A 23,906-nucleotide genomic window follows, 5' to 3' on the forward strand; every position below is an offset into this window, starting at 1 on the left:
GCCCGGTCAGCCGCCCATCTTGTCCAGGTCGACGACGTCCTTGTCGGCCGGCGGCGCGGCCTCGACCGGCTTGTCGTAGTCCGAGAACGTGAGCGAGCCCGGCTCCTTGGCGGACTTGGTGACGAGCTTGAGCACGTACGGCTTGCCCTCGGTCGCGACGTAGAGCGTGTACTCGTCCTTGCCGTCGGTCTCGGTGACCGTGAACGCGGGCGTGCCGTCGACCGTCGTCGCCCGGCCCTTGCGGGCGAGGGTGTCATTGCTCTTGAACTCGGCGAGCAGCGAGTCGAGGTCGCAGAACGCCGCCATGTCCTTGGCGTCGGGGCTGTCCGCCTTCGACTTCATCCAGCGTCCCGCGAGCATCTTCACGACGGCGTCGGTGTCCGCCTTGGACTCGCCCTCGCTCTGGGCGCGCAGGAACGCCTCGTCGGACTTGAGGTACATGGTCGGGCCCGTCTTGATCAGGTCGACCCTGCCCTGCCCCTTCATGCTCATCGAGCCGGCGCACTCGCCCTTCCTGTCGAGGGCGACGTCGAGGGCGATCTGCCCGCCCTCCCCGTCGGCCGCGTTGCCCTTGATGGTGAGGGACGTGGCGCCGCGGGTGGCCTTCATGGCCTTGTTGGCGATCTCCGGTCCTGACAGGTCGGCGAAGGGGGCCTTGGGCTTGTCGCCCGACCCCGCGGCGTTGCCGGGGCCGCCGGGCCCGCACGCGGTGAGCGAGACGGCGGCCGTGACGACGGTGAGGCAGAGGGCGGCAAGTGTGCTGCGGCGCATGGGAGTTCCCCGGGAAGTGGTTGAGGTGGTGGAGGCGGAGCGGTGGTGTACGGCCGTCAGAAGTTGCCGTTGGTGATGATCTCGCCGTCGGCGTCGTAGACCGTGACCAGGCCGTTCTTGCTGTCCTTCCAGTCCGCGAACGCGGAGGCGATCAGCTTGGAGGGGCCGGAGCCCTCGCCCGTCAGACCGCCGGTGAAGTCGGTGTAGACGTCGGCGCTGTCGAGGATGTCGTTCTGCTGGTCGGCGCCCTGGACCTTGAGGACGTGGGCGACGGCGTCCTTCTCCTTGGGCGTGCCGTTCTTCGCCACGAAGGCCTTGAACTGCTCGGCCTGCGAGGCCTTCGACGCGCCCTTGTCGCCGGCGTCGGACTTGGCGCCGTCATCGGCCTTGCCGGCCTTGTCGCCCGCGTTCTTGCCCGCGGCGGCGGAGGTACCGCCGCCGTTCCCCCCGTTGCCGTTGTCGCCGTCACCCGAGTTCGCCGATACGACGCCGATCACGACGATTCCGACGACCGCACCCAGCGCGACCTTGGTCTTCATGCCCATGGCTGATCCCCCCACAGAAGGCGGCCCCCGATTCCGGCGACCGCTCGTTTCGATGGGTCAATAAGAGCAGAGCTTGTGAACCGAGTCAACACGCTTCACGAGGTCGAGTGTGTACACGCTCGTGAATGGGGTGCTTACGCGTTCGCGGGTATGCTCGGCGCCACAGTCATGTGGGGGAGCCGAGGGGAGCACGCCGGGTGCAGGACAACGCCACTGAAGTGACCGCGGCCGGGATCGCCCGGCTCGCGGGGGTCGGCCGCGCCGCCGTCAGCAACTGGCGCCGCCGCCATCCCGACTTCCCCAAGCCCGTCGGCGGCACCGAGACCAGCCCCTCCTTCGCCCTCGCCGACGTCGAGAACTGGCTGCGCGAGCAAGGAAAGCTCGCCGAGGTCCCGCTGCGTGAACGCGTCTGGCAGCAGCTCGCCGGACACCCCGCGGGCCCCGGCGTCGCGCTCCTGCACACCGGCTGCGCCCTGCTCCTCGTGCACGACCGGCCCACCGACTGGCTCGAACTCGCCGCGGTCTCCGACGAACACCTCGCCCAGCGCCTCCCGGCCGCCCTCGACGACGTCCTGACCCCGCGCTTCGGCCCCCGCGACGAGCGCGCGGTGCGCCTGCCCGACACGGGGCTCCTGCCCTCGGTCCCGCTGCTGCGCGGCGCCGCCGAACTCGCCGCGGAACTGGGCGCCCGTCAGACGTACGAGTTCCTGCTCGGCCGTCATCTCGACGCCAACCCGCGCCAGTACACGCTCACGCCCGCGGGTCCCGCCCAGCTCATGGCCGCCCTCGCCGGATCCGCCCGCACCGTCCTCGACCCGGCCTGCGGCACCGGTGCCCTGCTGCGCGCCGTACGCGACCTCGCGCCCGAGCCGGACCAGCGCCTCTACGGCCAGGACAGCGCCCCCGACCTCGCCGCCCTCACCGCGCTGCGCCTCGCACTCGGCACCCCCGCCGCCACCGACGGCGCCACCGTGCGCACGGCGGCCGGCGACACCCTGCGCGCCGACGCGTTCCCCGACGTCCGCGCCGACGCCGTCCTCGCCCACCCGCCGTTCAACGAACGCAACTGGGGCCACGACGAACTCGCCTACGACGCCCGCTGGGAGTACGGCTTCCCGGCCCGCACCGAGTCCGAACTCGCCTGGATCCAGCACGCGTTGGCCCGCCTGCGGGACGGCGGCACCGCCGTCCTGCTGATGCCGCCCGCCGCCGCGTCCCGCCGCTCTGGCCGCCGCATCCGCGCCGACCTCCTGCGCCGTGGGGCCCTGCGCGCCGTGATCGCCCTGCCCGCGGGCTCCGTCCCGCCCAACAACATCCCGCTCCACCTGTGGGTACTGCGCCGACCCGGCGCCGGCGCGCCGCCCGCGCCCGAACTCCTCCTCGTGGAGACGACCGGGGGCGGCCCGGCCGGCTCCGGCGACGGACGCGACAAGCTGCCGTGGGAGCAGGTCCAGCAGGCCGTCCTCGACGCCTGGCGCCCCTTCGACCGCGACGGCACCCTCGAGGAACTGCCCGGCATCGCCCGCTCCGTGCCCGTGATCGAGCTGCTCGACGACGAGGTCGACCTCGCGCCCGCGCGCCGACTGCCGCCCCCGGCCGCGGGCGGCGGCGCCGAGGAACTCGCCGCGGTCCGCACCCGCCTCGGCGACACCCTGCGCCTCACCGCCGACCGCGCCCCCGACACCCCGCCCGCCGCGCAGTCCCCGGCCCGGTGGCCCCGGACGACGGTCGGTGAACTCGCCCGCGCGGGCGCCCTGTTGCTCCGGACCACCACGGCGACCGCGGCGGCATCGGGTCCCGCCACCGGCGGCGCCGCGCGTGTGCCCGTCCTCACCGACCACGACGTCCTCGCCGGAACCGCGCCCTCCGGCTCACCCCAGGGCGGGGACGAGGAGCCCGTACTCGTCGAGGCGGGCGACGTCGTCGTGCCCCTGGCCGGCGGCGGCGCGGTCGTCCGCGTCGTCGACGAGGCCACCGCGGGCGCCGCACTCGGCCGCGGCCTGACCCTGCTGCGCCCCGACCCGGCAGCCCTCGACCCCTGGTTCCTCGCCGGGTTCCTGCGCGGCACCGCCAACAACCGTCAGGCCAGCAGCTACGCGTCCACCGCCACGCGCCTGGACGTGCGCCGCCTCCAACTGCCGCGCCTGCCGCTCGCCGACCAGCACCGCTACGGCGAACGCTTCCGCGCCCTCGCCGAGTTCGAGGACGCCCTGCGCCAGGCCGCGCGCCTCGGTGAACAGCTCGTGCAGGGCCTGCACGACGGACTGACGGACGGCACGCTCGGCCCCGAGTGACGCTTTTGACATCCGTACGACAACGGTTCCGTACAACCCGGCGCGGGTTGTCGGAGTCGGCCTATACGCTCGACACACCAAGGACCCGTCAGCAGGAGCAGCAGGAGAAACCATGCACGGCCAGGGCTACATGCCACCGCCACAGCGCCCGTCGCATGGCGTGCAGATCGGATTGCGCGTCCTGTTCGTGGCGCTCGCCGTGCTGAGCATCGGCTTCCTCGCGTGGACGGCGCTGCTGCGCCTCGCGCTGACGACGCGCAGCAGGACGGACTGGATCGTCTTCGCGTCCGGCGCCGCGCTCCAGGCCTGCACGGTCGTGCTGCTCGCCACGGACCCCGGCGTCGACGAGTTCACGACGTGGCGGGGCGACGCGGGCATGACGATCCTCCTGCTCACGCTCGCCGGAGTCGTCTCGTACTACCTGGTGGCCGACATCCGCCACGGCCGCAAGGGGCGCCTCGGGTTCTACGGCGGCGGCTACGCGAACGGATACCAGCCGCAGCAGCTGCCGCTCCAGCAGCAGCCGCTCCAGCAACCGCCGCACCAGCGGCCCGCGTACGGATTCCCGCAGCAGCAGCACTACGCGCCGCCCACGCCGCCGTCGACACAGCCCGTGCACGACCAGCTCACCCAGACCGCGGGCCCGGCCCCCACGCCCGTGCCCACCCCCGCACCGCAGACCCAGACGCCGCCGCCCCACCGCATCGACCAGGTCCGCGCGGAGCTCGACGAACTCAGCGACTACCTGCGAAAGCAGGAAGGCGGACGGTGACCCACCCCCTGAACGCGTCCGGCGGACAACTCGTCGCCGGGCGCTACGAGCTGTCCACCCTCATCGGCCAGGGCGGCATGGGCCAGGTCTGGACGGCGTACGACCAGCGGCTCGACCGGCGCGTCGCCGTGAAGCTGCTGCGCCCCGACCGTGTCGCCGGCCAGGAGGCCGACGAGCTGCGCCGCCGCTTCGTGCGCGAGTGCCGCGTCACGGCCCAGGTCGACCACCCCGGCCTGGTCACCGTCCACGACGCGGGCACCCAGGGCGAGGACCTCTACCTCGTCATGCAGTACGTCGACGGGGCCGACCTCTCCGACCACCTCGCCGAGCACGACCCCTACCCGTGGCAGTGGGCGGTCTCCGTCGCGGCCCAGCTGTGCGCCGTCCTGTGCGCGGTGCACGCCGTGCCGATCGTGCACCGCGACCTCAAGCCGCGGAACGTGATGGTCAAGCAGGACGGCACCGTCACCGTCCTCGACCTCGGCGTCGCCTCCGTGCTCGACACCGACACCACCCGCCTCACGCACACCGGCTCCCCCATCGGCAGCCCCGCCTACATGGCGCCCGAACAGGCCATGGGCGGCGCGGTGGGCCCCTACACGGACCTGTACGCACTCGGGGTGCTGCTGCACGAACTCCTCAGCGGAGACGTCCCGTTCGCGGGCTCCACCGCCCTCGGCGTCCTGCACCGCCACCTCTACGAGCCACCCCTGCCCGTGCGCCGGCTGCGCCCTGAGGTCCCCGAACCCCTGGAGGCCCTCGTCCTGCGCCTGCTCGCCAAGGACCCGCAGCACCGGCCGGCCTCCGCCCAGGAGACGTACGAGGCACTGCTCCCGCTGCTGCCCGCGCGCGGCGTGCCGAGCGGCGGTCCGCTCGACCCGACCCGCCCCTTTCTGCGCCCGCACGCCCCCTGGCCCGACCGCGCCCGCACCCCCGCCCCGCAGCCCGCCGCGCCCACCCCCCACACCGACAAGCCGGACGTCGCGGGCGCCGTCGACGAGGTCAAGCGCCTCCTCGGCGAGGGCCGCATCACCCAGGCCGTCGACATCCTCGGCGCGATCCTGCCCGCCGCCGCGGCCCAGCACGGCGAGCACTCACCGGTCGTCCGCACGCTGCGCAAGCAGTACGCCGCCACGCTCATGGACGACGGCCAGTACCGCCGCGCCCTGCCCGAGCTGCGCCGCCTCGCCGACGAGCGCGCCACCGAGGCGGGCCAGGCCGACCCGCAGTCCCTCCAGTTCCGCTACGAGGCCGCGCAGTGCCTGGAACAGCTCGGCGAACCGGCCGCCGCACTCGCCGAATACCGGGCGCTGCTCCCGTACTACGAGAACCAGTACGCGACGACGGACGTCACGCTGCCCCTCGAAGTCCGGCGCCGCATCGGCCACTTGCTCCTCGCCCTCGGCGACCGGGCCGCCGCTCACGACACCCTCGTGCGCCTCCTGCACGACGCGGAGCGCCTGCACGGGCCGGGACACCCGTTCCCGGCCGAAATCCGCCGCACCCTGCAGTGGCTGGGGCAGGTCCGGGGCTGAGCCGGGGCGGGCCGGGCGCGGGGAGTGCCTCAACTCCTGGCGAATCGTTGGGTCGAATAGGTGGCCGAGAGCACGGCCACTGCCTAACATCGATCACCGCCGGACTTTGTGCACCGACGCACAAACTCGTCGCAGGGAGGCCCACCTTGCACCGCCGCAAGAGCAGCAACAGCCGCCGCACCGCGCTCGTCCTCTCCACCGCCGCCGTAGCCGCGGTCCCTCTCCTCACCGCCTGCGGCAGCGACGCGCACCCCGGCGCCGCGGCCGTCGTGGGCAGCGACCGCATCACCGTCTCCCAGCTGGAGAACCGGGTGAACGAGGTGCGCGACGCCCAGCAGGCCGCCACCAAGGGCGACCAGCAGTACGAGCAGGCCATCGCCAAGTCCGGCGGCCTCACCCGGAACACGCTGCACTCCATGGTCTTCGACCGCGTCCTGCACCGCGCGGCCGCCGACGCGGGCGTCACGGTGACCCGCAGGCAGATCCAGGAGCGGAAAGCCGCGATGGCGCAGCAGGCCGGCGGCGTCCGGCAGCTTGAGCTCGCCCTGCTCGAGCAGTACAGCATCGCGCCCGAGCGCGTCGCGGACAGTGCCCGCACCGACCTCGAGGTGATGGGCCTTGCCCAGAAGGTCGGCGCGAACATGCAGTCCCAGTCCGAGACCGACCAGGCCCCCTTCTGGAAGGCGCTCGACCAGGCATCCAAGGAGCTGAACGTCGACCTGAACCCGCGCTACGGCACCTGGGACATCGCCAAGAGCCATGGCCGCGCCGACGCGAAGACGCCCTGGGTGCGCGAGGTCACGTCCCCGAAGACCGAGCAGCAGACGGCGTAGGGCCTCTCGCCCGGTGCGCGGCAGGCGGCCTGGGTTACGTTCGAGGCGTGAACGCCGAGAACGCACCCGCCGCCGCCCCGACCGGCCGCATCGTCCTGCTCACCACCAGCCACCGCGTCGCGCCCGGCCTGCTGTCGTGGTCGGCCTGGCAGCTCCTGCACGCCGCCGACGAGGTGCTGTGCGCCGACGCCGCGCACCCGCAGCTGCCGTATCTGCGGGAGGCGGGCATCGAGGTGCGGGAGGCCGCGCCGACCGCCAGTGAGCTCGTCGACGCCTGTGCCGGGGGCCGCACCGTCGTGGTCGTCGCCACCGCCGAGGGCGACCGGCGCCTGACCGACGGCCTCGCCGCGCTCGCCGGGTCGGGCCGCGTAGCGATGCCCGACCTGGAACTGCTCCCGGCCTCCTACGATCTGCCGGGCGCCCGCCTCCTCGACCTGGTCCAGGTCATGGACCGCATCCGCCGCGAGTGCCCGTGGTCCTCGCAGCAGACCCACAAGGGCCTCGCGAAGTACGCGATCGAGGAGGCGTACGAACTCGTCGAGGCGATCGAGGACGGCGACCGGGACGAACTGCGCGAGGAGCTCGGGGACGTACTCCTCCAGGTCGTCTTCCACGCCCGGATCGCCGAGGAGGCCTCCGGCGAGGAAGGGGACGAGGCCTTCTCCGTGGACGACGTCGCCGGCGGCATCGTCGAGAAGCTCATCCACCGCCACCCGCACGTCTTCGGCGACGACACGGCGCTCACGCCCGAGGACGTGAAGGAGCACTGGCTGCGCACGAAGGCCGTGGAGAAGCAGCGCGAGTCCGTCACGGACGGGGTGCCGGTCGGCCAGCCCGGCCTCGCACTCGCGGCGAAGCTGGGGTCCCGCGTCCGCACGGCCGGCCTCGACGTGCCGACGCCGGGCGGCGACGGCGTCGGCTACGAACTGCTCGCCCTCGCCCTGCGAGCTGAGTCCGACGGAGTCGACCCGGAAGCAGCGCTGCGGGCGGCGGCCCGGGCGTACCGGGACGCGATCCGCGCGGCGGAGGGGCTGGCCTAGGGCCGGTCGTCACCTTCCCGCCTGCCCGGCGGCGTCCGGCACGCACTCCCCGAGCTCTCGGCCCCGCTCGGGCAGGGGAGACCCCGGTCGAAGGGCTGTCCGGCGCCTGGCGATCGCACGCATCAGATGCCGCCAGGTCCGCCCGCAGGGCGGACGACGGGAATCTGGCGACAGGCCCCGGAACCGGTCGGCGGTGGGGTCCGGCCAACGGGCCGCCCCGCGCCGGATACCGTCGACGCGTGACCGAAAAGCCCGCGCAGCGCACCGCTCCCGAACTCTTCACCTGGGAGTTCGCCACCGATCCGTACCCGGCCTACGCCTGGCTGCGCGAGCACTCGCCCGTTCATCGCACCACGCTCCCCAGTGGCGTCGAGGCCTGGCTGGTCACGCGGTACGCGGACGCGAAGCAGGCGCTGGCCGACCAGCGCCTGTCCAAGAACCCGGCGCACCACGACGAGCCCGCCCACGCCAAGGGCAAGACCGGCATTCCGGGCGAGCGCAAGGCCGAGCTGATGACGCATCTGCTCAATATCGACCCGCCGGACCACACCCGCCTGCGCCGCCTCGTCTCGAAGGCGTTCACCCCGCGCCGGGTGGCCGAATTCGCGCCCCGGGTACAGGAGTTGACCGACCGGCTCATCGACGAGTTCGCCGCCAAGGGCGAGGCGGACCTCATCCACGACTTCGCCTTCCCGCTCCCCATCTACGCGATCTGCGACCTGCTCGGCGTCCCGCGCGAGGACCAGGACGACCTGCGGGACTGGGCGGGCATGATGATCCGCCACGGGGGCGGCCCGCGCGGCGGGGTCGCCCGCTCCGTGAAGAAGATCCGGAACTATCTCGTCGAGCTCATCCACCGCAAGCGCGACGAGCCCGGCGACGACCTGATCTCCGGCCTCATCCGCGCCTCCGACCACGGCGAGCATCTGACGGAGAACGAGGCCGCCGCGATGGCCTTCATCCTCCTGTTCGCCGGTTTTGAAACCACCATCAACCTCATCGGCAACGGCACATACGCCCTGCTCACCCACCCCGAGCAGCGCGAGCGCCTGCAACTCTCCCTGGAAAGGGGCGAATCGGGCCTCCTCGAGACCGGCATCGAGGAACTCCTGCGCTACGACGGCCCGGTGGAGCTCGCCACCTGGCGCTTCGCGACCGAGCCGCTGACCGTCGGCGGACAGGACATCTCCGCCGGCGACCCCGTCCTCGTCGTGCTCGCCGCCGCAGACCGCGACCCGGCGCGCTTCGAGGAGCCCGACACTCTCGACCTGTCCCGGCGTGACAATCAGCACCTCGGATACGGGCACGGCATCCACTACTGCCTCGGCGCACCCCTCGCGCGCCTGGAGGGACAGACCGCCCTCGCGACGCTTCTGACGCGCCTTCCGGACCTGCGACTCGCGGGAGAACCTGCCGATTTGCGCTGGCGCGGCGGGCTCATCATGCGGGGATTGCGCACACTTCCGGTCGAGTTCACGCCGCATCAGGAGGGCTCGGACAAAGCCCCGTAACTGACGGGCCGTCAAGACTGTGACTTTCACGTGATCTCTGCTGCATCGACTTGTGACAAGCGTTCGACTCCCGCTACGTTCACCAGTCATCGCGGCACCACCCGCCGCAGCATTCCCCGAGCCACCGAAAGGCGCCTCCATGCTCACCGGGAACGGTCGTCACCGTCGCCCCCGCCAGGCTCCCGCGCTCATCGTCGCCGCGGGAGTGGCCGGCTCCGCCATCGCGATCCCTCTGCTCGGCGCGACCAGCGCGAGCGCCGCGTCGACGGCCACATGGGACAAGCTCGCCGAGTGTGAGAGCGGCGGCTCCTGGAGCGCCGATCCGGGCAACGGCTATTACGGCGGGCTCCAGTTCTCCCAGGAGACCTGGGAGAACTACGGCGGCCTCGACTTCGCGCCGCGCGCCGACCAGGCCAGCCGCTCGCAGCAGATCGCCGTCGCCGAGAAGGTCCTCGCCGACCAGGGCCCGCGGGCATGGCCGGTCTGCTCGGTCACCTCGGGGCTCACGGCGGACGCCGCCGCCGCCGATGTCGACCCCGGGGCGGCCCTGCCGACCCCGTCGGCGTCGGCCGGTGACTCCGGGAGCGACGACGCGGCGGACGGCGCCGCGAAGGGGGACGCGAGCGACGAGCCGTCGGACTCCGCTTCCTCGGGTGCGAAGGACACCTCCCGAGAGAAGAATCACGACAAGACGGGTGATACCGCAGGTAACACCTCGGATGACTCCAAGGGTGACAAGTCCGGCCGGGACGGCTCGACTTCGACCCCCGCGACGCCCTCGCCGGAGACCTCCGCCGGCTCGGACGCGGCCACCCCGCCCGCCTCCGGCCGGCACCGCGGCGACGCCGCCGCGGACGACACCGCGGACTCCTTGCGCGCCGACGACGGCTCGGGCCGCCATGCCTCACGCGGCGACGAAAGCGGGCGTAAGCAGGCGAATCAGGACGAAGGTGCCTACACCGTGCGCGCCGGCGACAACCTCTGGGACATCGCCGACACCCATGACGTGGACGGCGGATGGGCCGCTCTGTATGCCGAGAACAAGAAGACGGTGGGTGCCGACCCGGACCTCATCCTTCCTGGTCAGAGTCTGGATCTTGGGCTCGAATCGGGCGAAAAGTAGCGGCAGTTCGGGCTGAATGTCCGCTTTGGCGAGAGTGAGAGATGGGTCTCAAAGGCCCTGATCGTCTTTGAAATTCCGGCGATCCACTGCTTACGGTCATCACCGCTCGCCACAGCGGGCCCCGTCGGATGTCACGCCGAATCCTGCCAATGTCCGTACGGGAACAGTCGTCGCGTAAGCGCCGTAGGCAGGAGCGGGGGACCCAAGGTAAGTGCCGGCCCCGGCCGTTGAGAGACGGCCGGACGACCGGCTTGGGGTTAAGTCGCACGCAGGACGTGCGACCGGGCACTCATCCGGCCCGAACCCGACAGCTCACCTCGTAGGCGTCGGTGAGGGGATCTCTCGATGCTGTTTTCCAGCAAGGGCAAGCACCGCCGCCCGTCCAAGGCCGTTCGCGTCGCCACGCTCGCCGGTGTCGCCGGTGCCGCTGTCGCCGTCCCGCTGATGGGTGCCACCGGTGCCTCCGCCGCCACCGCCTCCGAGTGGGACGCGGTCGCGCAGTGCGAGGCCGGCGGCAACTGGTCGATCAACACGGGCAACGGCTACTACGGCGGCCTCCAGTTCTCCTCGTCCACGTGGGCCGCGTACGGCGGCACCGCGTACGCCTCCACCGCCGACAAGGCCTCCAAGGCGCAGCAGATAGCCGTCGCCGAGAAGGTCCTGGCCAGCCAGGGCAAGGGTGCCTGGCCGAGCTGCGGCGTGGGCCTGTCCGCCGCCTCGACCGGCTCCGCCCCGGCCGCCGCCCCGCAGCCGGAGCGCAAGGCCGAGCAGCCGACCACCCGCAGCCAGGAGCGCAAGGCGCCTGCCGCGAAGCAGAAGTCGAAGAAGACCGTCGAGACCCCGGCCGGCAAGAAGGTCAAGAAGGGTGACGGCGAGTACAAGGTGAAGGCCGGCGACACGCTCAGCACCATCGCCGAGGCGCACCACACCAAGGGCGGCTGGGCGAAGCTCTTCAAGCTGAACAAGGACATCGTCGAGGACGCCGACCTGATCTACCCGGGCCAGCAGCTCCACCTCAAGTAAGTAGGAGAGGAGCAGCGGCCCCAGGCCGCTCGGGTACCGGCTTTCGGCGGACGGCCGGTACCACGCCAGGTTCCCCCAAGGACTCCCCGCCCCGGGTGCGCATTCCCCCGTCGCGCCCGGGGCGGGGCTTTGGTGTGTGAGGGGTCCTGGGCTTTCGTCCGTTGTCGGCCGGGACTTTTTGTTCCGTTCGGAAACAATTCGCTCTCGGTTTTGTCCACGGGCCGGTCGGTCGGCTGGCCGATGCCTGGAGCCGGATAGGCTCAGGTGTTGCCGGACCATGCGGCCCGGCGTAGTTGCGTCACATCCCAGAAGGAGATGCTCGTGCCGTCCATCGACGTCGTCGTAGCCCGGGAAATCCTGGACTCCCGAGGCAACCCCACGGTCGAGGTCGAGGTCGGCCTCGACGACGGCAGCACCGGTCGTGCCGCTGTCCCGTCCGGTGCGTCCACCGGCGCGTTCGAGGCCATCGAACTCCGCGACGGTGACCCGAACCGCTACCAGGGCAAGGGTGTCGAGAAGGCCGTCCTCGCCGTCATCGAGCAGATCGGCCCGGAGCTCGTCGGCTACGACGCCACCGAGCAGCGCCTGATCGACCAGGCGATGTTCGACCTGGACGCCACCGACAACAAGGGCTCGCTCGGCGCCAACGCCATTCTCGGCGTCTCCCTCGCCGTCGCGCACGCCGCCTCCGAGGCCAGCGACCTGCCGCTGTTCCGCTACCTCGGCGGCCCGAACGCGCACCTGCTGCCCGTCCCGATGATGAACATCCTCAACGGTGGGTCGCACGCCGACTCCAACGTCGACATCCAGGAGTTCATGATCGCGCCGATCGGCGCGGAGTCCTTCTCCGAGGCCCTTCGCTGGGGCGCCGAGGTCTACCACACCCTCAAGAAGGTGCTGAAGACCAAGGGCCTGTCCACCGGCCTGGGCGACGAGGGCGGCTTCGCCCCGAACCTCGGCTCGAACCGCGAGGCCCTCGACCTCATCGTCGAGGCCATCAAGCAGGCCGGTTACGTCCCCGGCGAGCAGATCGCGCTCGCCCTCGACGTCGCCGCGTCCGAGTTCTACAAGGACGGCAAGTACGAGTTCGAGGGCAAGTCCCGCTCGGCCGCCGAGATGACCGAGTACTACGAGGAGCTCGTCTCCGCGTACCCGCTGGTCTCCATCGAGGACCCGCTGTACGAGGACGACTGGGCCGGCTGGAACGTCATCACCGAGAAGCTGGGCGACAAGGTCCAGATCGTCGGCGACGACCTCTTCGTCACCAACCCCGAGCGCCTCGCCCGCGGCATCGAGGAGGGCTCCGCCAACGCCCTGCTCGTCAAGGTCAACCAGATCGGTTCGCTGACCGAGACCCTGGACGCCGTCGAGATGGCCCAGCGCAACGGCTTCAAGTGCATGATGTCCCACCGCTCCGGCGAGACCGAGGACGTCACCATCGCAGACCTCGCCGTCGCGGTGAACTGCGGCCAGATCAAGACCGGCGCCCCGGCCCGCTCGGACCGCGTCGCCAAGTACAACCAGCTCCTGCGCATCGAGGAGATCCTCGACGACGCCGCGGTCTACGCCGGCCGCAGCGCATTTCCCCGCTTCAAGGGCTGAGCCACACAGGCTTCGGTAGAAGCGTCGTACGTACGTCCCCGCACCCGGTCCCGTACCGTGTGCGGGGACGTACGCACGTAAAGGGGAGGCGCGAAGATGGCCGGGAGAGTCCGGGACAGGGACCGTGACCGGTTCTCCACCGCGACCCGGCTACGTCTGCTCGGCGAGCAGACCGCCGAGCGCGTCTACCGCTCACAGACCAGACGCCAGGCCCGCCGCTCCCGCCTCACCGGCCGCGCGGCACTCCTGGCCCTCGTCCTGTGCACCCTGGTCGTCGCGCTCGCCTACCCCATAAGGCAGTACGTCTCCCAGCGCGGTGAGATCGCCGATCTCCAGCGCCAGCAGCAGGAGGCCCAGAGCAGGGTCGACAGGCTGCGCGACGAGAAGGCGCGCTGGCAGGACGACTCGTACGCGGAGCAGCGGATCCGCGACCGGCTCCACCTGGTGATGCCGGGCGAGACCGGCTACATCGCCCGCGACCCCGACGCGGCGAAGCGCACCCGCTCCGAGCAGGGCGCGGCGGGCCGGCCCTGGTACTCGAACGTCTGGGACGGTGTCGACAAGGCCGACCGCCCCGACAACTGACCCGTCTCACCAACGCCCGAAGCCGAAGCCCCAAGCCGCAAGCCCGAAGCCCCGAGCCCGAACCCGTAGTACCCCCACCGAAGTTCACTGAAGGAAAGCCCCCAGGCATGGACACGCCCCCGCCCCAGACCGAGCCGACCACGCCCACGGACGCCGACATCCAGGCGTTCAAGGAGCAGCTCGGCCGCCCGCCGCGCGGCCTGCGGGCCATCGCGCACCGCTGCCCGTGCGGCAACCCGGACGTGGTCGAGACGGCCCCGCGCCTCGAGGACGGCACGCCCTTCCCGACGACGTACTACCTCACGTGCCCGCGCGCCGCGTCCGCGATCGGCACCCTGGAGGCGAACGGCGTCATGAAGGAGATGACGGAGCGCCTCTCGACGGACCCCGAGCTCGCGGACGCGTACCGCAAGGCGCACGAGGACTACATCGCGCGCCGCGACGCCATCGAGGTCCTCGAGGGCTTCCCGAGCGCGGGCGGCATGCCGGACCGGGTGAAGTGCCTGCACGTCCTGGTCGGCCACTCCCTGGCCGCGGGCCCGGGTGTGAACCCGCTCGGCGACGAGGCCATCGCGATGCTGCCCGAGTGGTGGGCGAAGGGCCCGTGCGTGTCGGCCGCGCCCGAGGAGAGCGAGTGACCAGGGTCGCCGCCGTCGACTGCGGCACGAACTCGATCCGCCTGCTCGTCGCCGACGCCGACCCTGTGACGGGCGAACTCGTCGACCTGGACCGCCGCATGACGATCGTGCGGCTCGGGCAGGGCGTGGACCGCACGGGACGGCTCGCGCCCGAGGCGCTGGAGCGCACCTTCGCGGCCTGCCGCGAGTACGCCGAGGTCATCAAGGCGCACGGCGCCGAGAAGATCCGGTTCGTGGCCACGTCCGCGTCCCGCGACGCCGAGAACCGGGACGACTTCGTGCGCGGGGTCATGGACATCCTGGGCGTCGAGCCCGAGGTCATCACCGGTGACCAGGAGGCCGAGTTCTCCTTCACCGGCGCGACGAAGGAGCTGACGGGCCGGGCCGACCTCGACAAGCCCTACCTCGTCGTGGACATCGGCGGCGGCTCGACGGAGTTCGTCGTCGGCGAGGACACGGTCGTGGCCGCGCGCTCCGTCGACATCGGCTGCGTCCGTATGACGGAGCGCCACCTCGTGGGGGAGGACGGCCAGGTCACCGACCCGCCGACGCCCGCGCAGATCGAGGCCGTCCGAGAGGACGTCGTCGCGGCCCTCGACCTCGTGACGCAGACCGTCCCGCTGACCGCGGCCCGCACGCTCGTCGGCCTCGCCGGCTCCGTGACGACGGTCGCCGCCCTCGCGCTCGGCCTGACCGAGTACGACTCGGTGGCCATCCACCACTCCCGTATCTCCTACGAGCGCGTCGCCGAGCTCACGGACTGGCTGGTGACGTCCACGCACGACCAGCGCTCCCTGAACCCGGTCATCCACCCGGGCCGTGTCGACGTCATCGCCTCCGGCGCACTGGTGCTGCGCCTGATCATGGAGTGGATCGGCGCCAAGGAGGTCGTGGTGAGCGAGCACGACATCCTCGACGGCATTGCCTGGTCGATCGCCTAGCCCGCCCGTCCAAGGTGCCCGGCCCCTCCAAGACCCCTCTCCCGGCCTCTTCCTGGAGGGGGGCGACACGCTCCGGCGACACCCCGTCGGGAAAGTTCGTGAAGTTCTTCACAAGGAATTCGGCCCCGTTGGGCGAGGTTCCGGGTCAGATGGCCCGCGGAAGGGGGTCCTGGGGCCCTGGCGGCTGACGCGCGGGGCGTTCCAGACTTGTTTCGGACAGATGAACCGGGCGAGTGGTCCACCCCCGCCAAATGCCCGGAGCGGCAGCTCAACAGGGGTGTGGAACGACCGGCGTTATACCGTGGTTCCCCGCTGGGGCCATGACGTCCGTCACGTGGGCGGCGAAGTGTAGCAGAGGCCCTCTCCATGCTTGTGAAGGGGCGCACGAGCGACCCCCTCCGGACAGGTGGATACTCGATGGCATGAGCACCACGGAGCGTCCCAGGATCCTCGTAGTAGGCGGTGGGTACGTAGGCCTGTACGCAGCACGACGCATTCTCAAGAAGATGCGTTATGCGGAAGCGACCGTCACGGTCGTGGACCCGCGCTCGTACATGACTTACCAGCCCTTCCTCCCCGAAACTGCCGCCGGCAGCATCTCGCCGCGCAACGTCGTCGTCCCGCTGCGACGCGCTGTGCCCGGAGCCGAGATTCTCACCGGGCGGGTCACCACCATCGACCAGGACCGCAAGGTCGCCACGGTCGCCCCGCTCGTCGGCGAGGCGTACGAGGTTCCCTTCGACTACCTGGTGATCGCGCTCGGCGCGGTCTCCCGCACCTTCCCGACGCCGGGCCTCGCCGAGGTCGGCATCGGTATGAAGGGCGTCGAGGAGGCCATCGGCCTGCGTAACCACGTGCTCGAGCAGCTCGACAAGGCCGAGTCCACGAACGACGAGGAGATCCGCCGCAAGGCGCTCACCTTCGTGTTCGTCGGCGGTGGCTTCGCGGGCGCCGAGACGATCGGTGAGGTCGAGGACCTGGCGCGCGACGCGGCCAAGTTCTACAAGAACGTGAAGCGCGAGGACATGCGCTTCGTGCTCGTCGACGCCGCCGACAAGGTGCTGCCCGAGGTCGGCCCCGAGCTCGGCACGTACGGCAGGAAGCACCTGGAGTCCCGCGGTATCGAGGTCTACCTGAAGACCACGATGCCCTCCTGCGTCGACGGTCACGTCGTGCTCAGCAACGGCCTCGAGGTCGACTCCAACACCGTCGTGTGGACCGCCGGCGTCAAGCCGAACCCGGCCCTCGCGCGCTTCGGTCTCCCGCTCGGCCCCCGCGGCCACGTGGACACCCAGACCACCCTCCAGGTGCAGGGCAGCGACTACATCTGGGCCGCGGGCGACAACGCCCAGGTCCCGGACCTGGTGGCCGTCAAGAACGGCACGCCGGCCGAGCGCGCCTGGTGCCCGCCGAACGCCCAGCACGCCATGCGCCAGGCCAAGGTCCTCGGCGACAACGTGGTCTCCGGCATGCGGGGCTTCCCGCAGAAGGAGTACAGCCACAGCAACAAGGGCGCGGTGGCGGGTCTCGGCCTGCACAAGGGCGTCGCGATGATCGTCATGGGCAAGATGAAGATCAAGCTCAAGGGCCGTCTCGCCTGGTACATGCACCGTGGCTACCACGGGCTCGCCATGCCGACCTGGAACCGCAAGACCCGTGTGATCGCCGAGTGGACGCTCAACATGTTCCAGAAGCGCGACATCACCGCGCTCGGTGCCCTCGAGTCTCCCCGCGAGGAGTTCTACGAGGCCGCCAAGCCGGCGCCGGCCCCGGCCGTCGCCGAGGCTCCGAAGGTCGAGGAGAAGGCCAAGGCCTCCTGACCCCGGTCCAGTAACACCCCTGAAGGGGCGCTCGCCATCCGTGGTGCGAGCGCCCCTTCGGCGTTCCCGGAGCCGCCCGGGACCGCCCGGAAACCGACCCGGCACGCCGATATACATGCCTGCTACATGTATTTTGCCGATCCGTAACGCAGTAACGGGACTGCGAGAGCGGCCCGTTGGTGTTTACGTGGTGTTGGACGATTCCGGGATCGTCTCCCATCACGGAGGTGTGCGCCATGCAGGACGCCGCACAGCGGCTCAAGAACCTCGCCGAACAGCTACTCGGAGTACCGCTCCCCGTCAGGCTTCGCGCCTGGGACGGTTCGGAGGCCGGGCCGCCCGCCGGACCCACTCTCGTCGTACGCAACCGCCGCGCCCTGCGCCGCCTGTTGTGGAAGCCGGGAGAACTCGGCCTGGCCCGCGCCTGGGTGGCCGGTGACCTGGACGTGGAGGGCGATCTGTACGACGCCCTCGGCCGGATGGCCGGACTCATCTGGGAGCGCCCCGAGGAGGACAGCAGGAGCCTCGTCGAGGCACTGAAGGAGCCCAGGGTCAGGGCCGCCGTCGCCGAGCTGGTCAAGCTCGCCGGACCCTTCCTGCCGCCCGCCCCGCCCGGTGAGGAGATGCGCAGGCACGGCCGCCTGCATCTGCACACCAAGCGCAGCGACCGACGGGCCATCAGTCACCACTACGACGTCGGCAACGACTTCTACGAGCTGGTGCTCGGCCCCTCGATGGTCTACTCGTGCGCGTACTGGGCCTCGCCGGACGGCACCCTCGAGGACGCCCAGCGCGACAAGCTCGAACTCATCTCCCGCAAGCTCGGCCTCGCGCCCGGTCAGCGCCTGCTCGACGTCGGCTGCGGCTGGGGCTCCATGGCCATTCACGCCGCCCGCGAGTATGACGTCGGCGTCGTCGGCGTGACGCTCTCGCAGGAGCAGGCCGCGTACGCCCGTAAGCGGGTCGCCGAGGAGGGGCTCACCGACCGGGTGGAGATCCGGGTCCAGGACTACCGCGACGTGCGCGACGGGCCCTTCGACGCGATCTCGTCCATCGGCATGGCCGAACACGTCGGCTCCGAGCGGTACCTGGAGTACGCCGAGGCGCTCTACGCCCTCCTCAAGCCGGGCGGCAGGCTCCTCAACCACCAGATCGGCCGACGCCCCCAGAAGGACGAGTCGACGTACGAGGTCGACGAGTTCATCGACGCGTATGTCTTCCCGGACGGGGAGCTCGCGCCGGTCGGCACGACCACCGGGATCCTGGAGCGGGCCGGCTTCGAGGTCAGGGACCTGGAGGCGATCCGGGAGCACTACGCGCTCACGCTGCGCCGCTGGGTGGCCAACCTGGAGGCCGCCTGGCCCGCGGCCGTGAAGTTCACGAGCCCCGGCCGGGCCCGCATCTGGCGCCTGTACATGGCCGCGTGCGCGCTGAGCTTCGAGCGCAACAAGATCGGGGTGAACCAGATCCTCGCCGTGAAGACGCCCCTGTCGGGCGACCCGGGTATGCCCCTGCGGGCGCGTACCTGGAACTGACGGCCCGGACACACGGATGGGGCGCACCGGCACTCGGCCGGTGCGCCCCATCCGCCGTATCGCTACTCCGACTTGATGGCGGCGAGCATGTTCAGCCGCGCCGCGCGGCGGGCCGGCCACAGGGCCGCCAGGATGCCGACGAGGGCGGCCAGCACGAGGAAGATCCCGATCCGGCCCCAGGGCAGGACCAGCTCGTACGTCGTCAGGGACGTCGCCATCAGCTTGCCCGCGGCCCAGCCGAAGAACACGCCGAGGCCGACGCCGAGGACGCCGCCGAACAGCGAGATCACCAGGGACTCCAGGCGCACCATGCGCTTGATGCCCTTGCGGTCGAGGCCGATGGCGCGCAGCATGCCGATCTCCTGCGAGCGCTCGAAGACGGACATGGCGAGGGTGTTGATGACGCCGAGGACGGCGACGATGACCGCCATGGCGAGCAGGCCGTAGAGCATGTTCAGCATCAGCGTGAACATCTTCGAGATCGCGTTGGAGATGTCCTGCTTGTCCTGGACGAGGATCGCCGGGTTGTCGCCGAGCGCCTTCTCGATGCGGTCCTTGGCGGCCGCGGACGTGCCGCCGTCGGTCTTCACCATGACCTGCATGTCGGACGGGTCCGTGACGTGCGGGGTCAGGACGGCGGAGTCCAGCATGATGCCGCGCATCATGTCGTTGCCCTCGTAGACCCCGGCGACGGCCAGCTGCTGCTTCTTGCCGTCCTCGAAGTTCGTGGTGAACGTCGAGCCGGTGCGCCAGCCGTGGTCCTTCGCGGTCTTGTCGTCCACGACGACGTCACGGCCGCCGATCCGGAAGGTGCCGCTGTCGACCTTGAGGTCGGTCAGCGAGCCGATGGTCGCGCCGTTGACGCCGGTCAGGAACTCGGTCTGCCCGTCGATGCGTGAGGGCGAGTTGCTCAGGCCGCTGGTGGCGGTGACGCCGTCGACCTTGGCGAGCTTGCCGGCGACCTCGGGGGACAGGGAGTTCATGTTCGCCATGGAGACGACGTAGTCGGCCTTGAGGGCGGACGACGCCATCTTGTCGATGGCCTGCTGGGCGCTGCCCGCGATGACCGTCATGCCGGTGATCAGCGTGAGGCCGATCATCAGGGCGGAGGCGGTCGCGGCGGTGCGGCGCGGGTTGCGGACGGCGTTCTGGCGGGCCAGCTTCCCGGAGACCCCGAAGACGCGCAGGACCGGCCCCGCGGCCGCGATCAGCGGGCGCGAGAGCAGCGGGGTGAGGACGAAGACGCCGATCACGAGGAGGCCCGCGCCGAGGCCCAGGGGGGCCTGCGCCGAGGTGCCGTCGCTCATCGTCGTGGCGTAGAGGGAGGCGGCGATGCCGGCCGCCGCGAACAGCGCGCCGATGGTGTTCCGTACGACGAGGGAGCGGGTGGTTGCCGTGGCGTGCACGCTGCTCATCGCCGCGACCGGCGGGATCTTCGCGGCTCGGCGGCCCGGCAGCCACGCGGCCAGCATCGTGATGACGACGCCGACGACGAGGGACGTGGCGATCGTGCCGGGCGAGACCACGAGCGGTCCGTCGGGGATCTGCGCGTCGGTCGCGCCCATCAGGGAGCGCATCCCGGCGCCGATGCCGATGCCCGCCGCCAGACCGGTGACCGCCGCGACCGCGCCGACGATGAACGCCTCCGCGAGGACGGAGCGCGTGACCTGCTTGCGCGAGGCGCCGACGGCCCGCATGAGCGCGAGTTCCTTGGTGCGCTGGGCGACGAGCATCGTGAACGTGTTGGCGATGATGAAGACGCCGACGAAGAGCGCGATCCCGGCGAAGACCAGCAGGCTCGACTTCATCGAGCTCATGCTGGAGGAGATCTGCTCGGCCTGGTCGTCGGCGAGCTGCTTGCCGGTCGTGGTCTTGGCCTGGTCCTTCGGCAGGGCCTTGTCGAGCGCGCTCCGCAGGGCGGCCTGGCTGGTGCCGGCGGCGGCCTTGACGTCGATCTCGTCGTACGAGCCCGGCTTGTGCAGGAGCTGCTGCGCGGTCGCCGTGTCGAACAGGGCGAGGCTGCCGCCGGCCGCGACGTTGCCGTCCTCGGTGGTGAAGACGCCGGTGACGGTGGGCGTCAGGACGGGCCCGTCGATGGACATCCGTACGGTGTCGCCGACCTTGTAGCCCGCGCGCTTCGCGGTCTGCGAGTCGAGCGCGACCTCGCCCTTGCCGCTGGGCGCCCTGCCGCTCTTGAGCGGGTAGCGCGGGTCGTTGTCACCCCAGTAGTTGGCGCCCTGGGTGGAGAAGCCGTTGCCGACGAGCTTGCCGTCCTTGTCGGCGACGGCCGCGAAGCCGCTGACGACGCCGATGGCGGACGCGGCGCCCGGCGTCTTCGCGGCCCGGTCGAGGGTGGCCTGCGTGAGCTTCGGGTCCTCGGCGACCTTGTCGCCCTTCGACTCGGCGATCTCGGGCGTGACGGCGACGTCGACCTGGTCGAAGCCCTTGGCGGAGCTCTTCTGGAAGGCGTCGGAGATGGTGTTGGTGAAGACCAGGGTGCCGGAGACGAAGGCGACGCCGAGCATGACGGCGAGCACGGTCATCAGGAGCCTGGCCTTGTGCGCGAACACATTGCGCAAGGCGGTACGGAACATGGGTTACTCAGTCCAGGGGTACGGCGACGAGGCGTCGAGGCGGCGGCGGGCGGCGGCTGTGCGGGCGGGCGTCAGCTGGTACGGCCCTTGGCGTCGAACTGCTTCATGCGGTCCAGGACCGAGTCGGCCGTCGGGGCGTACACCTCGTCGACGACGCGGCCGTCGGCGAGGAAGATCACGCGGTCCGCGTAGGCGGCGGCGACCGGGTCGTGGGTGACCATGACGACGGTCTGGCCCAGCTCGCGTACGGAGTTGCGCAGGAAGCCGAGGACCTCGGCGCCGGAGCGCGAGTCCAGGTTTCCGGTCGGCTCGTCACCGAAGATGATCTCGGGCCGGGAGGCGAGGGCGCGGGCCACGGCCACGCGCTGCTGCTGGCCGCCGGAGAGCTCCGAGGGCCGGTGGCCGAGCCGGTCGGACAGGCCCACCATCGCGATCACGTTCTCCAGCCACTGCTTGTCCGCCTTGCGGCCCGCGATGTCCATGGGGAGTGTGATGTTCTCCAGGGCCGTCAGGGTGGGCAGCAGGTTGAACGCCTGGAAGATGAAGCCGATCTTGTCCCGGCGGAGCCTGGTGAGCTGCTTGTCCTTGAGGGACCCCAGCTCGGTGTCGCCGATGCGCACGGAGCCCGACGAGAAGTTGTCGAGGCCGGCGACGCAGTGCATCAGGGTCGACTTGCCGGACCCGGAGGGGCCCATGATCGCGGTGAACTCGGCCTGGCGGAAGTCGACGGAGACCCGGTCGAGGGCGACCACCTGGGTCTCGCCCTGTCCGTAGACCTTGGACAGATCCGTGGCGCGCGCGGCCACTGCGGTGGCCTTGCCGGCGATGGGGGTGGTGGTCACGGAAGGGTGCTCCTGTCGGACGACGGGTGGGGACGGGGTCCCGTTGGAGGGACCTCTCCATCGTCGTGGCCGTAGAGGGCCGTGAAGTCAGCCGCTGTTCCGGTTCCTGGGGGCGACTTCGGAGGGACCGGAGCCGGTCGGGTCATACCTGGGGATGACCCGTGACCCTGAGAGCGAAGATCACCGCGGGAGGTGAAATCCCGTCAATCCACGGTGACGGGGGCGAGGGCGCCAAGGGCTGTGGAAGGGCCTGCGGCATGTGCTGATGGCGGCTACCGTGGTCTGATGCACCCTCAGACGTCAATAAAATAAGACAACATCGAGCGGGCGTTCCGCTGTTCGGGGGATCTGTCCCGATAGGCTCGGAACCTCGTTGCGGAGCCCACGGCCTGCCCGGATGGTGGAATGCAGACACGGCGAGCTTAAACCTCGCTGCCCCTTCGCGGGCGTACCGGTTCAAGTCCGGTTCCGGGCACCTCCCACTTCCCCCTGCCGCTCCCGGCCGAGCCGTTTCCTGTCGCCGCGTGCCGATCGAATCCGATCGCCGCGGCTTTTTTCTGTGCCCCGGTGCCGTTTTCTGCGGCCCGGAACCGTTGACAGCGCATCGAGCCGGGCGGAGACTCCGCTGAGCACATTATGAACGAAAGTTCACCAGGCGAACAAGGCTGAACGAAAAAGAAGGTACTCATGCGCACCACCGTCGGCATCATCGGAGCGGGCCCCGCCGGACTGCTCCTCGCCCGGCTCCTGCACAACGCCGGAATCGACTCCGTCGTCCTGGAGAGCCGCGACCGCGCGTACGTCGAACAGCGTCAGCGCGCCGGGATCCTGGAGCAGGGCACCGTCGACGTACTGCGCGCGGCGGGCGCGGCGGAGCGCATGGACCGCGAAGGGCTCCCGCACGACGGCATCGAGCTGCGCTTCGACCGGCGCCGCCACCGCGTCGACTTCCCCGCCCTGACCGGCGGCAGGTCCGTGCTGGTCTACGCCCAGACCGAGGTGTGCAAGGACCTCATCGCCCTCCAGCTCGCCGAGGGAGGCCCGCTGCTCTTCGAGGCGGAGGCGCTGGCCGTCGAGGGCGCCGAGACCGACCGCCCGAGCGTCCGTTTCCGCCACGAGGGCCGCGAGGACGTCCTCGACTGCGACTACGTCGTCGCCTGCGACGGCTCGTGGGGCGTGGGCCGCAAGGCCGTACCCGCCGACGTCTCCCAGGTCTTCGAGCGCACGTACCCCTTCGGCTGGCTCGGCATCCTCGCCGATGTCGCCCCGTCCCACGACGAGTTGGTCTACGCCCGCCACGACCGCGGCTTCGCCCTCCTGTCCATGCGCTCCCCGTCCGTGACCCGCGCCTACCTCCAGGTCCCCGAGGCGACGAACGCCCACGACTGGAGCGACGAGGAGATCTGGGACGAACTCGACCGCCGCCTGGAGACCGCCGACGGCTGGAAGCTGGAGCGCGGCACCATCACCTCCAAGTCCGTCACACCGATGAGGAGTTACGTCCACGAGCCGATGCGCCACGGACGGCTCTTCCTCGCCGGGGACGCCGCCCACATCGTCCCGCCGACCGGCGCCAAGGGCCTCAACCTCGCCGTCGGCGACGTCGTCACCTTCGCCCGCGCCCTGGCGCACCGCCAGAAGACCGGCTCCACCGAGCGCCTCGACGCCTACTCACAGACCTGCCTGCGCCGCGTCTGGCAGGCCGAGCGGTTCTCGTACGCGATGACGACGATGCTGCACCGCGCCCCCGACGCGACGCCCTTCGACGACCGTATCCAGCGCGCCCACCTCGACCGGATCACGGCCTCGTCCGCCGCGGGGACCGACCTCGCCGAGGGCTACACGGGCTTCCCCCTCGACTGAGCCCGCACCACCGCACCGTCCACGAACCGCCGCACACCC

The 23,906-nt window shown here is 71.0% G+C and carries 19 protein-coding genes, 1 tRNA gene and 1 riboswitch; of the genes, 16 read left to right on the plus strand and 4 right to left on the minus strand.

Translation table 11 applies throughout. The annotated features are described in order from the left end of the window. Positions 1-6 precede the first annotated feature (6 nt). Both OG574_RS27515 and OG574_RS27520 read right to left on the minus strand, forming a co-directional pair. Positions 7-771, minus strand: a complete 765-nt coding sequence (locus OG574_RS27515) for a hypothetical protein (protein WP_326775384.1) — start codon at positions 769-771, stop codon at positions 7-9. Positions 772-827: 56 nt separating this feature from the next. Beyond that, positions 828-1,316, minus strand: a complete 489-nt coding sequence (locus tag OG574_RS27520; protein WP_326775385.1) for a hypothetical protein — start codon at positions 1,314-1,316, stop codon at positions 828-830. A gap of 197 nt (positions 1,317-1,513) precedes the next feature. On the opposite strand from OG574_RS27520, the gene OG574_RS27525 reads away from it, so the two are divergent. The 14 genes from OG574_RS27525 (at position 1,514) to OG574_RS27590 (ending at position 18,568) form a co-directional block, all read left to right on the plus strand. Further along, positions 1,514-3,610, plus strand: a complete 2,097-nt coding sequence (locus OG574_RS27525; RefSeq protein WP_326775386.1) for an N-6 DNA methylase — start codon at positions 1,514-1,516, stop codon at positions 3,608-3,610. Between the two features lie 112 nt (positions 3,611-3,722). Next, the gene (locus OG574_RS27530; RefSeq protein WP_326775387.1) at positions 3,723-4,382 is read left to right on the plus strand and encodes a hypothetical protein; all 660 of its coding nucleotides are present in this window, start codon (positions 3,723-3,725) and stop codon (positions 4,380-4,382) included. A gap of 50 nt (positions 4,383-4,432) precedes the next feature. Next, positions 4,433-5,917 (plus strand): serine/threonine-protein kinase, encoded by a 1,485-nt coding sequence (locus tag OG574_RS27535; RefSeq protein WP_326778639.1) that lies wholly within the window; start codon positions 4,433-4,435, stop codon positions 5,915-5,917. Positions 5,918-6,063: 146 nt separating this feature from the next. Beyond that, on the plus strand, positions 6,064-6,750 hold the full coding sequence (locus OG574_RS27540) for a SurA N-terminal domain-containing protein (protein ID WP_326775388.1): 687 nt from the start codon (positions 6,064-6,066) through the stop codon (positions 6,748-6,750). Between the two features lie 47 nt (positions 6,751-6,797). Then, positions 6,798-7,790 (plus strand): nucleoside triphosphate pyrophosphohydrolase, encoded by a 993-nt coding sequence (locus tag OG574_RS27545; RefSeq protein WP_326775389.1) that lies wholly within the window; start codon positions 6,798-6,800, stop codon positions 7,788-7,790. 239 nt (positions 7,791-8,029) lie between these two features. Continuing rightward, entirely contained in the window at positions 8,030-9,301 is a 1,272-nt protein-coding gene (locus OG574_RS27550) for a cytochrome P450 family protein (RefSeq protein WP_326775390.1), read from the plus strand. Between the two features lie 139 nt (positions 9,302-9,440). Next, a complete protein-coding gene (locus tag OG574_RS27555) occupies positions 9,441-10,424 on the plus strand; it encodes a transglycosylase family protein (RefSeq protein ID WP_326775391.1) in 984 nt (327 codons plus the stop codon). A 169-nt stretch (positions 10,425-10,593) separates the two neighbouring features. Further along, positions 10,594-10,765: riboswitch (cyclic di-AMP (ydaO/yuaA leader) on the plus strand. Between the two features lie 4 nt (positions 10,766-10,769). Beyond that, positions 10,770-11,447: a transglycosylase family protein gene (locus tag OG574_RS27560; protein ID WP_326775392.1), complete on the plus strand. Its 678-nt coding sequence runs from the start codon at positions 10,770-10,772 to the stop codon at positions 11,445-11,447. A 315-nt stretch (positions 11,448-11,762) separates the two neighbouring features. Further along, positions 11,763-13,049, plus strand: coding sequence for a phosphopyruvate hydratase (gene eno, locus OG574_RS27565; protein ID WP_116512577.1), 1,287 nt, complete (start codon positions 11,763-11,765; stop codon positions 13,047-13,049). A 96-nt stretch (positions 13,050-13,145) separates the two neighbouring features. Next, positions 13,146-13,634, plus strand: a complete 489-nt coding sequence (locus OG574_RS27570) for an FtsB family cell division protein (protein WP_326775393.1) — start codon at positions 13,146-13,148, stop codon at positions 13,632-13,634. Between the two features lie 107 nt (positions 13,635-13,741). Next, the gene (locus OG574_RS27575; protein WP_100597908.1) at positions 13,742-14,272 is read left to right on the plus strand and encodes a DUF501 domain-containing protein; all 531 of its coding nucleotides are present in this window, start codon (positions 13,742-13,744) and stop codon (positions 14,270-14,272) included. Beyond that, complete coding sequence (locus OG574_RS27580) at positions 14,269-15,213, plus strand: Ppx/GppA phosphatase family protein (RefSeq protein ID WP_326775394.1); 945 nt, start codon at positions 14,269-14,271, stop codon at positions 15,211-15,213. Before OG574_RS27575 ends, OG574_RS27580 begins: the two co-directional genes overlap by 4 nt. A 422-nt stretch (positions 15,214-15,635) precedes the next feature. Beyond that, complete coding sequence (locus tag OG574_RS27585; RefSeq protein ID WP_100597910.1) at positions 15,636-17,033, plus strand: NAD(P)/FAD-dependent oxidoreductase; 1,398 nt, start codon at positions 15,636-15,638, stop codon at positions 17,031-17,033. 236 nt (positions 17,034-17,269) lie between these two features. Further along, positions 17,270-18,568 carry a cyclopropane-fatty-acyl-phospholipid synthase family protein gene (locus OG574_RS27590; RefSeq protein WP_326775395.1) on the plus strand — a complete coding sequence of 433 codons (1,299 nt, stop codon included), beginning with the start codon at positions 17,270-17,272 and terminating at the stop codon, positions 18,566-18,568. 62 nt (positions 18,569-18,630) lie between these two features. Here the strand turns inward: OG574_RS27590 and OG574_RS27595 are convergent, their stop codons facing one another. Then, positions 18,631-21,162 (minus strand): ABC transporter permease, encoded by a 2,532-nt coding sequence (locus OG574_RS27595; RefSeq protein ID WP_326775396.1) that lies wholly within the window; start codon positions 21,160-21,162, stop codon positions 18,631-18,633. Positions 21,163-21,233: 71 nt separating this feature from the next. Further along, positions 21,234-22,004 (minus strand): ABC transporter ATP-binding protein, encoded by a 771-nt coding sequence (locus OG574_RS27600; RefSeq protein WP_326775397.1) that lies wholly within the window; start codon positions 22,002-22,004, stop codon positions 21,234-21,236. A 391-nt stretch (positions 22,005-22,395) separates the two neighbouring features. Between OG574_RS27600 and OG574_RS27605 the strand changes: the two genes are divergently transcribed. Together OG574_RS27605 and OG574_RS27610 are read left to right on the plus strand one after the other, a co-directional pair. Next, a tRNA-Leu gene (locus tag OG574_RS27605) sits at positions 22,396-22,479 on the plus strand. A 212-nt stretch (positions 22,480-22,691) separates the two neighbouring features. Beyond that, complete coding sequence (locus OG574_RS27610; RefSeq protein WP_326775398.1) at positions 22,692-23,867, plus strand: 4-hydroxybenzoate 3-monooxygenase; 1,176 nt, start codon at positions 22,692-22,694, stop codon at positions 23,865-23,867. Positions 23,868-23,906 lie beyond the last annotated feature (39 nt).

This window comes from Streptomyces sp. NBC_01445, from assembly GCF_035918235.1.
Classification (GTDB): Bacteria; Actinomycetota; Actinomycetes; order Streptomycetales; family Streptomycetaceae; genus Streptomyces.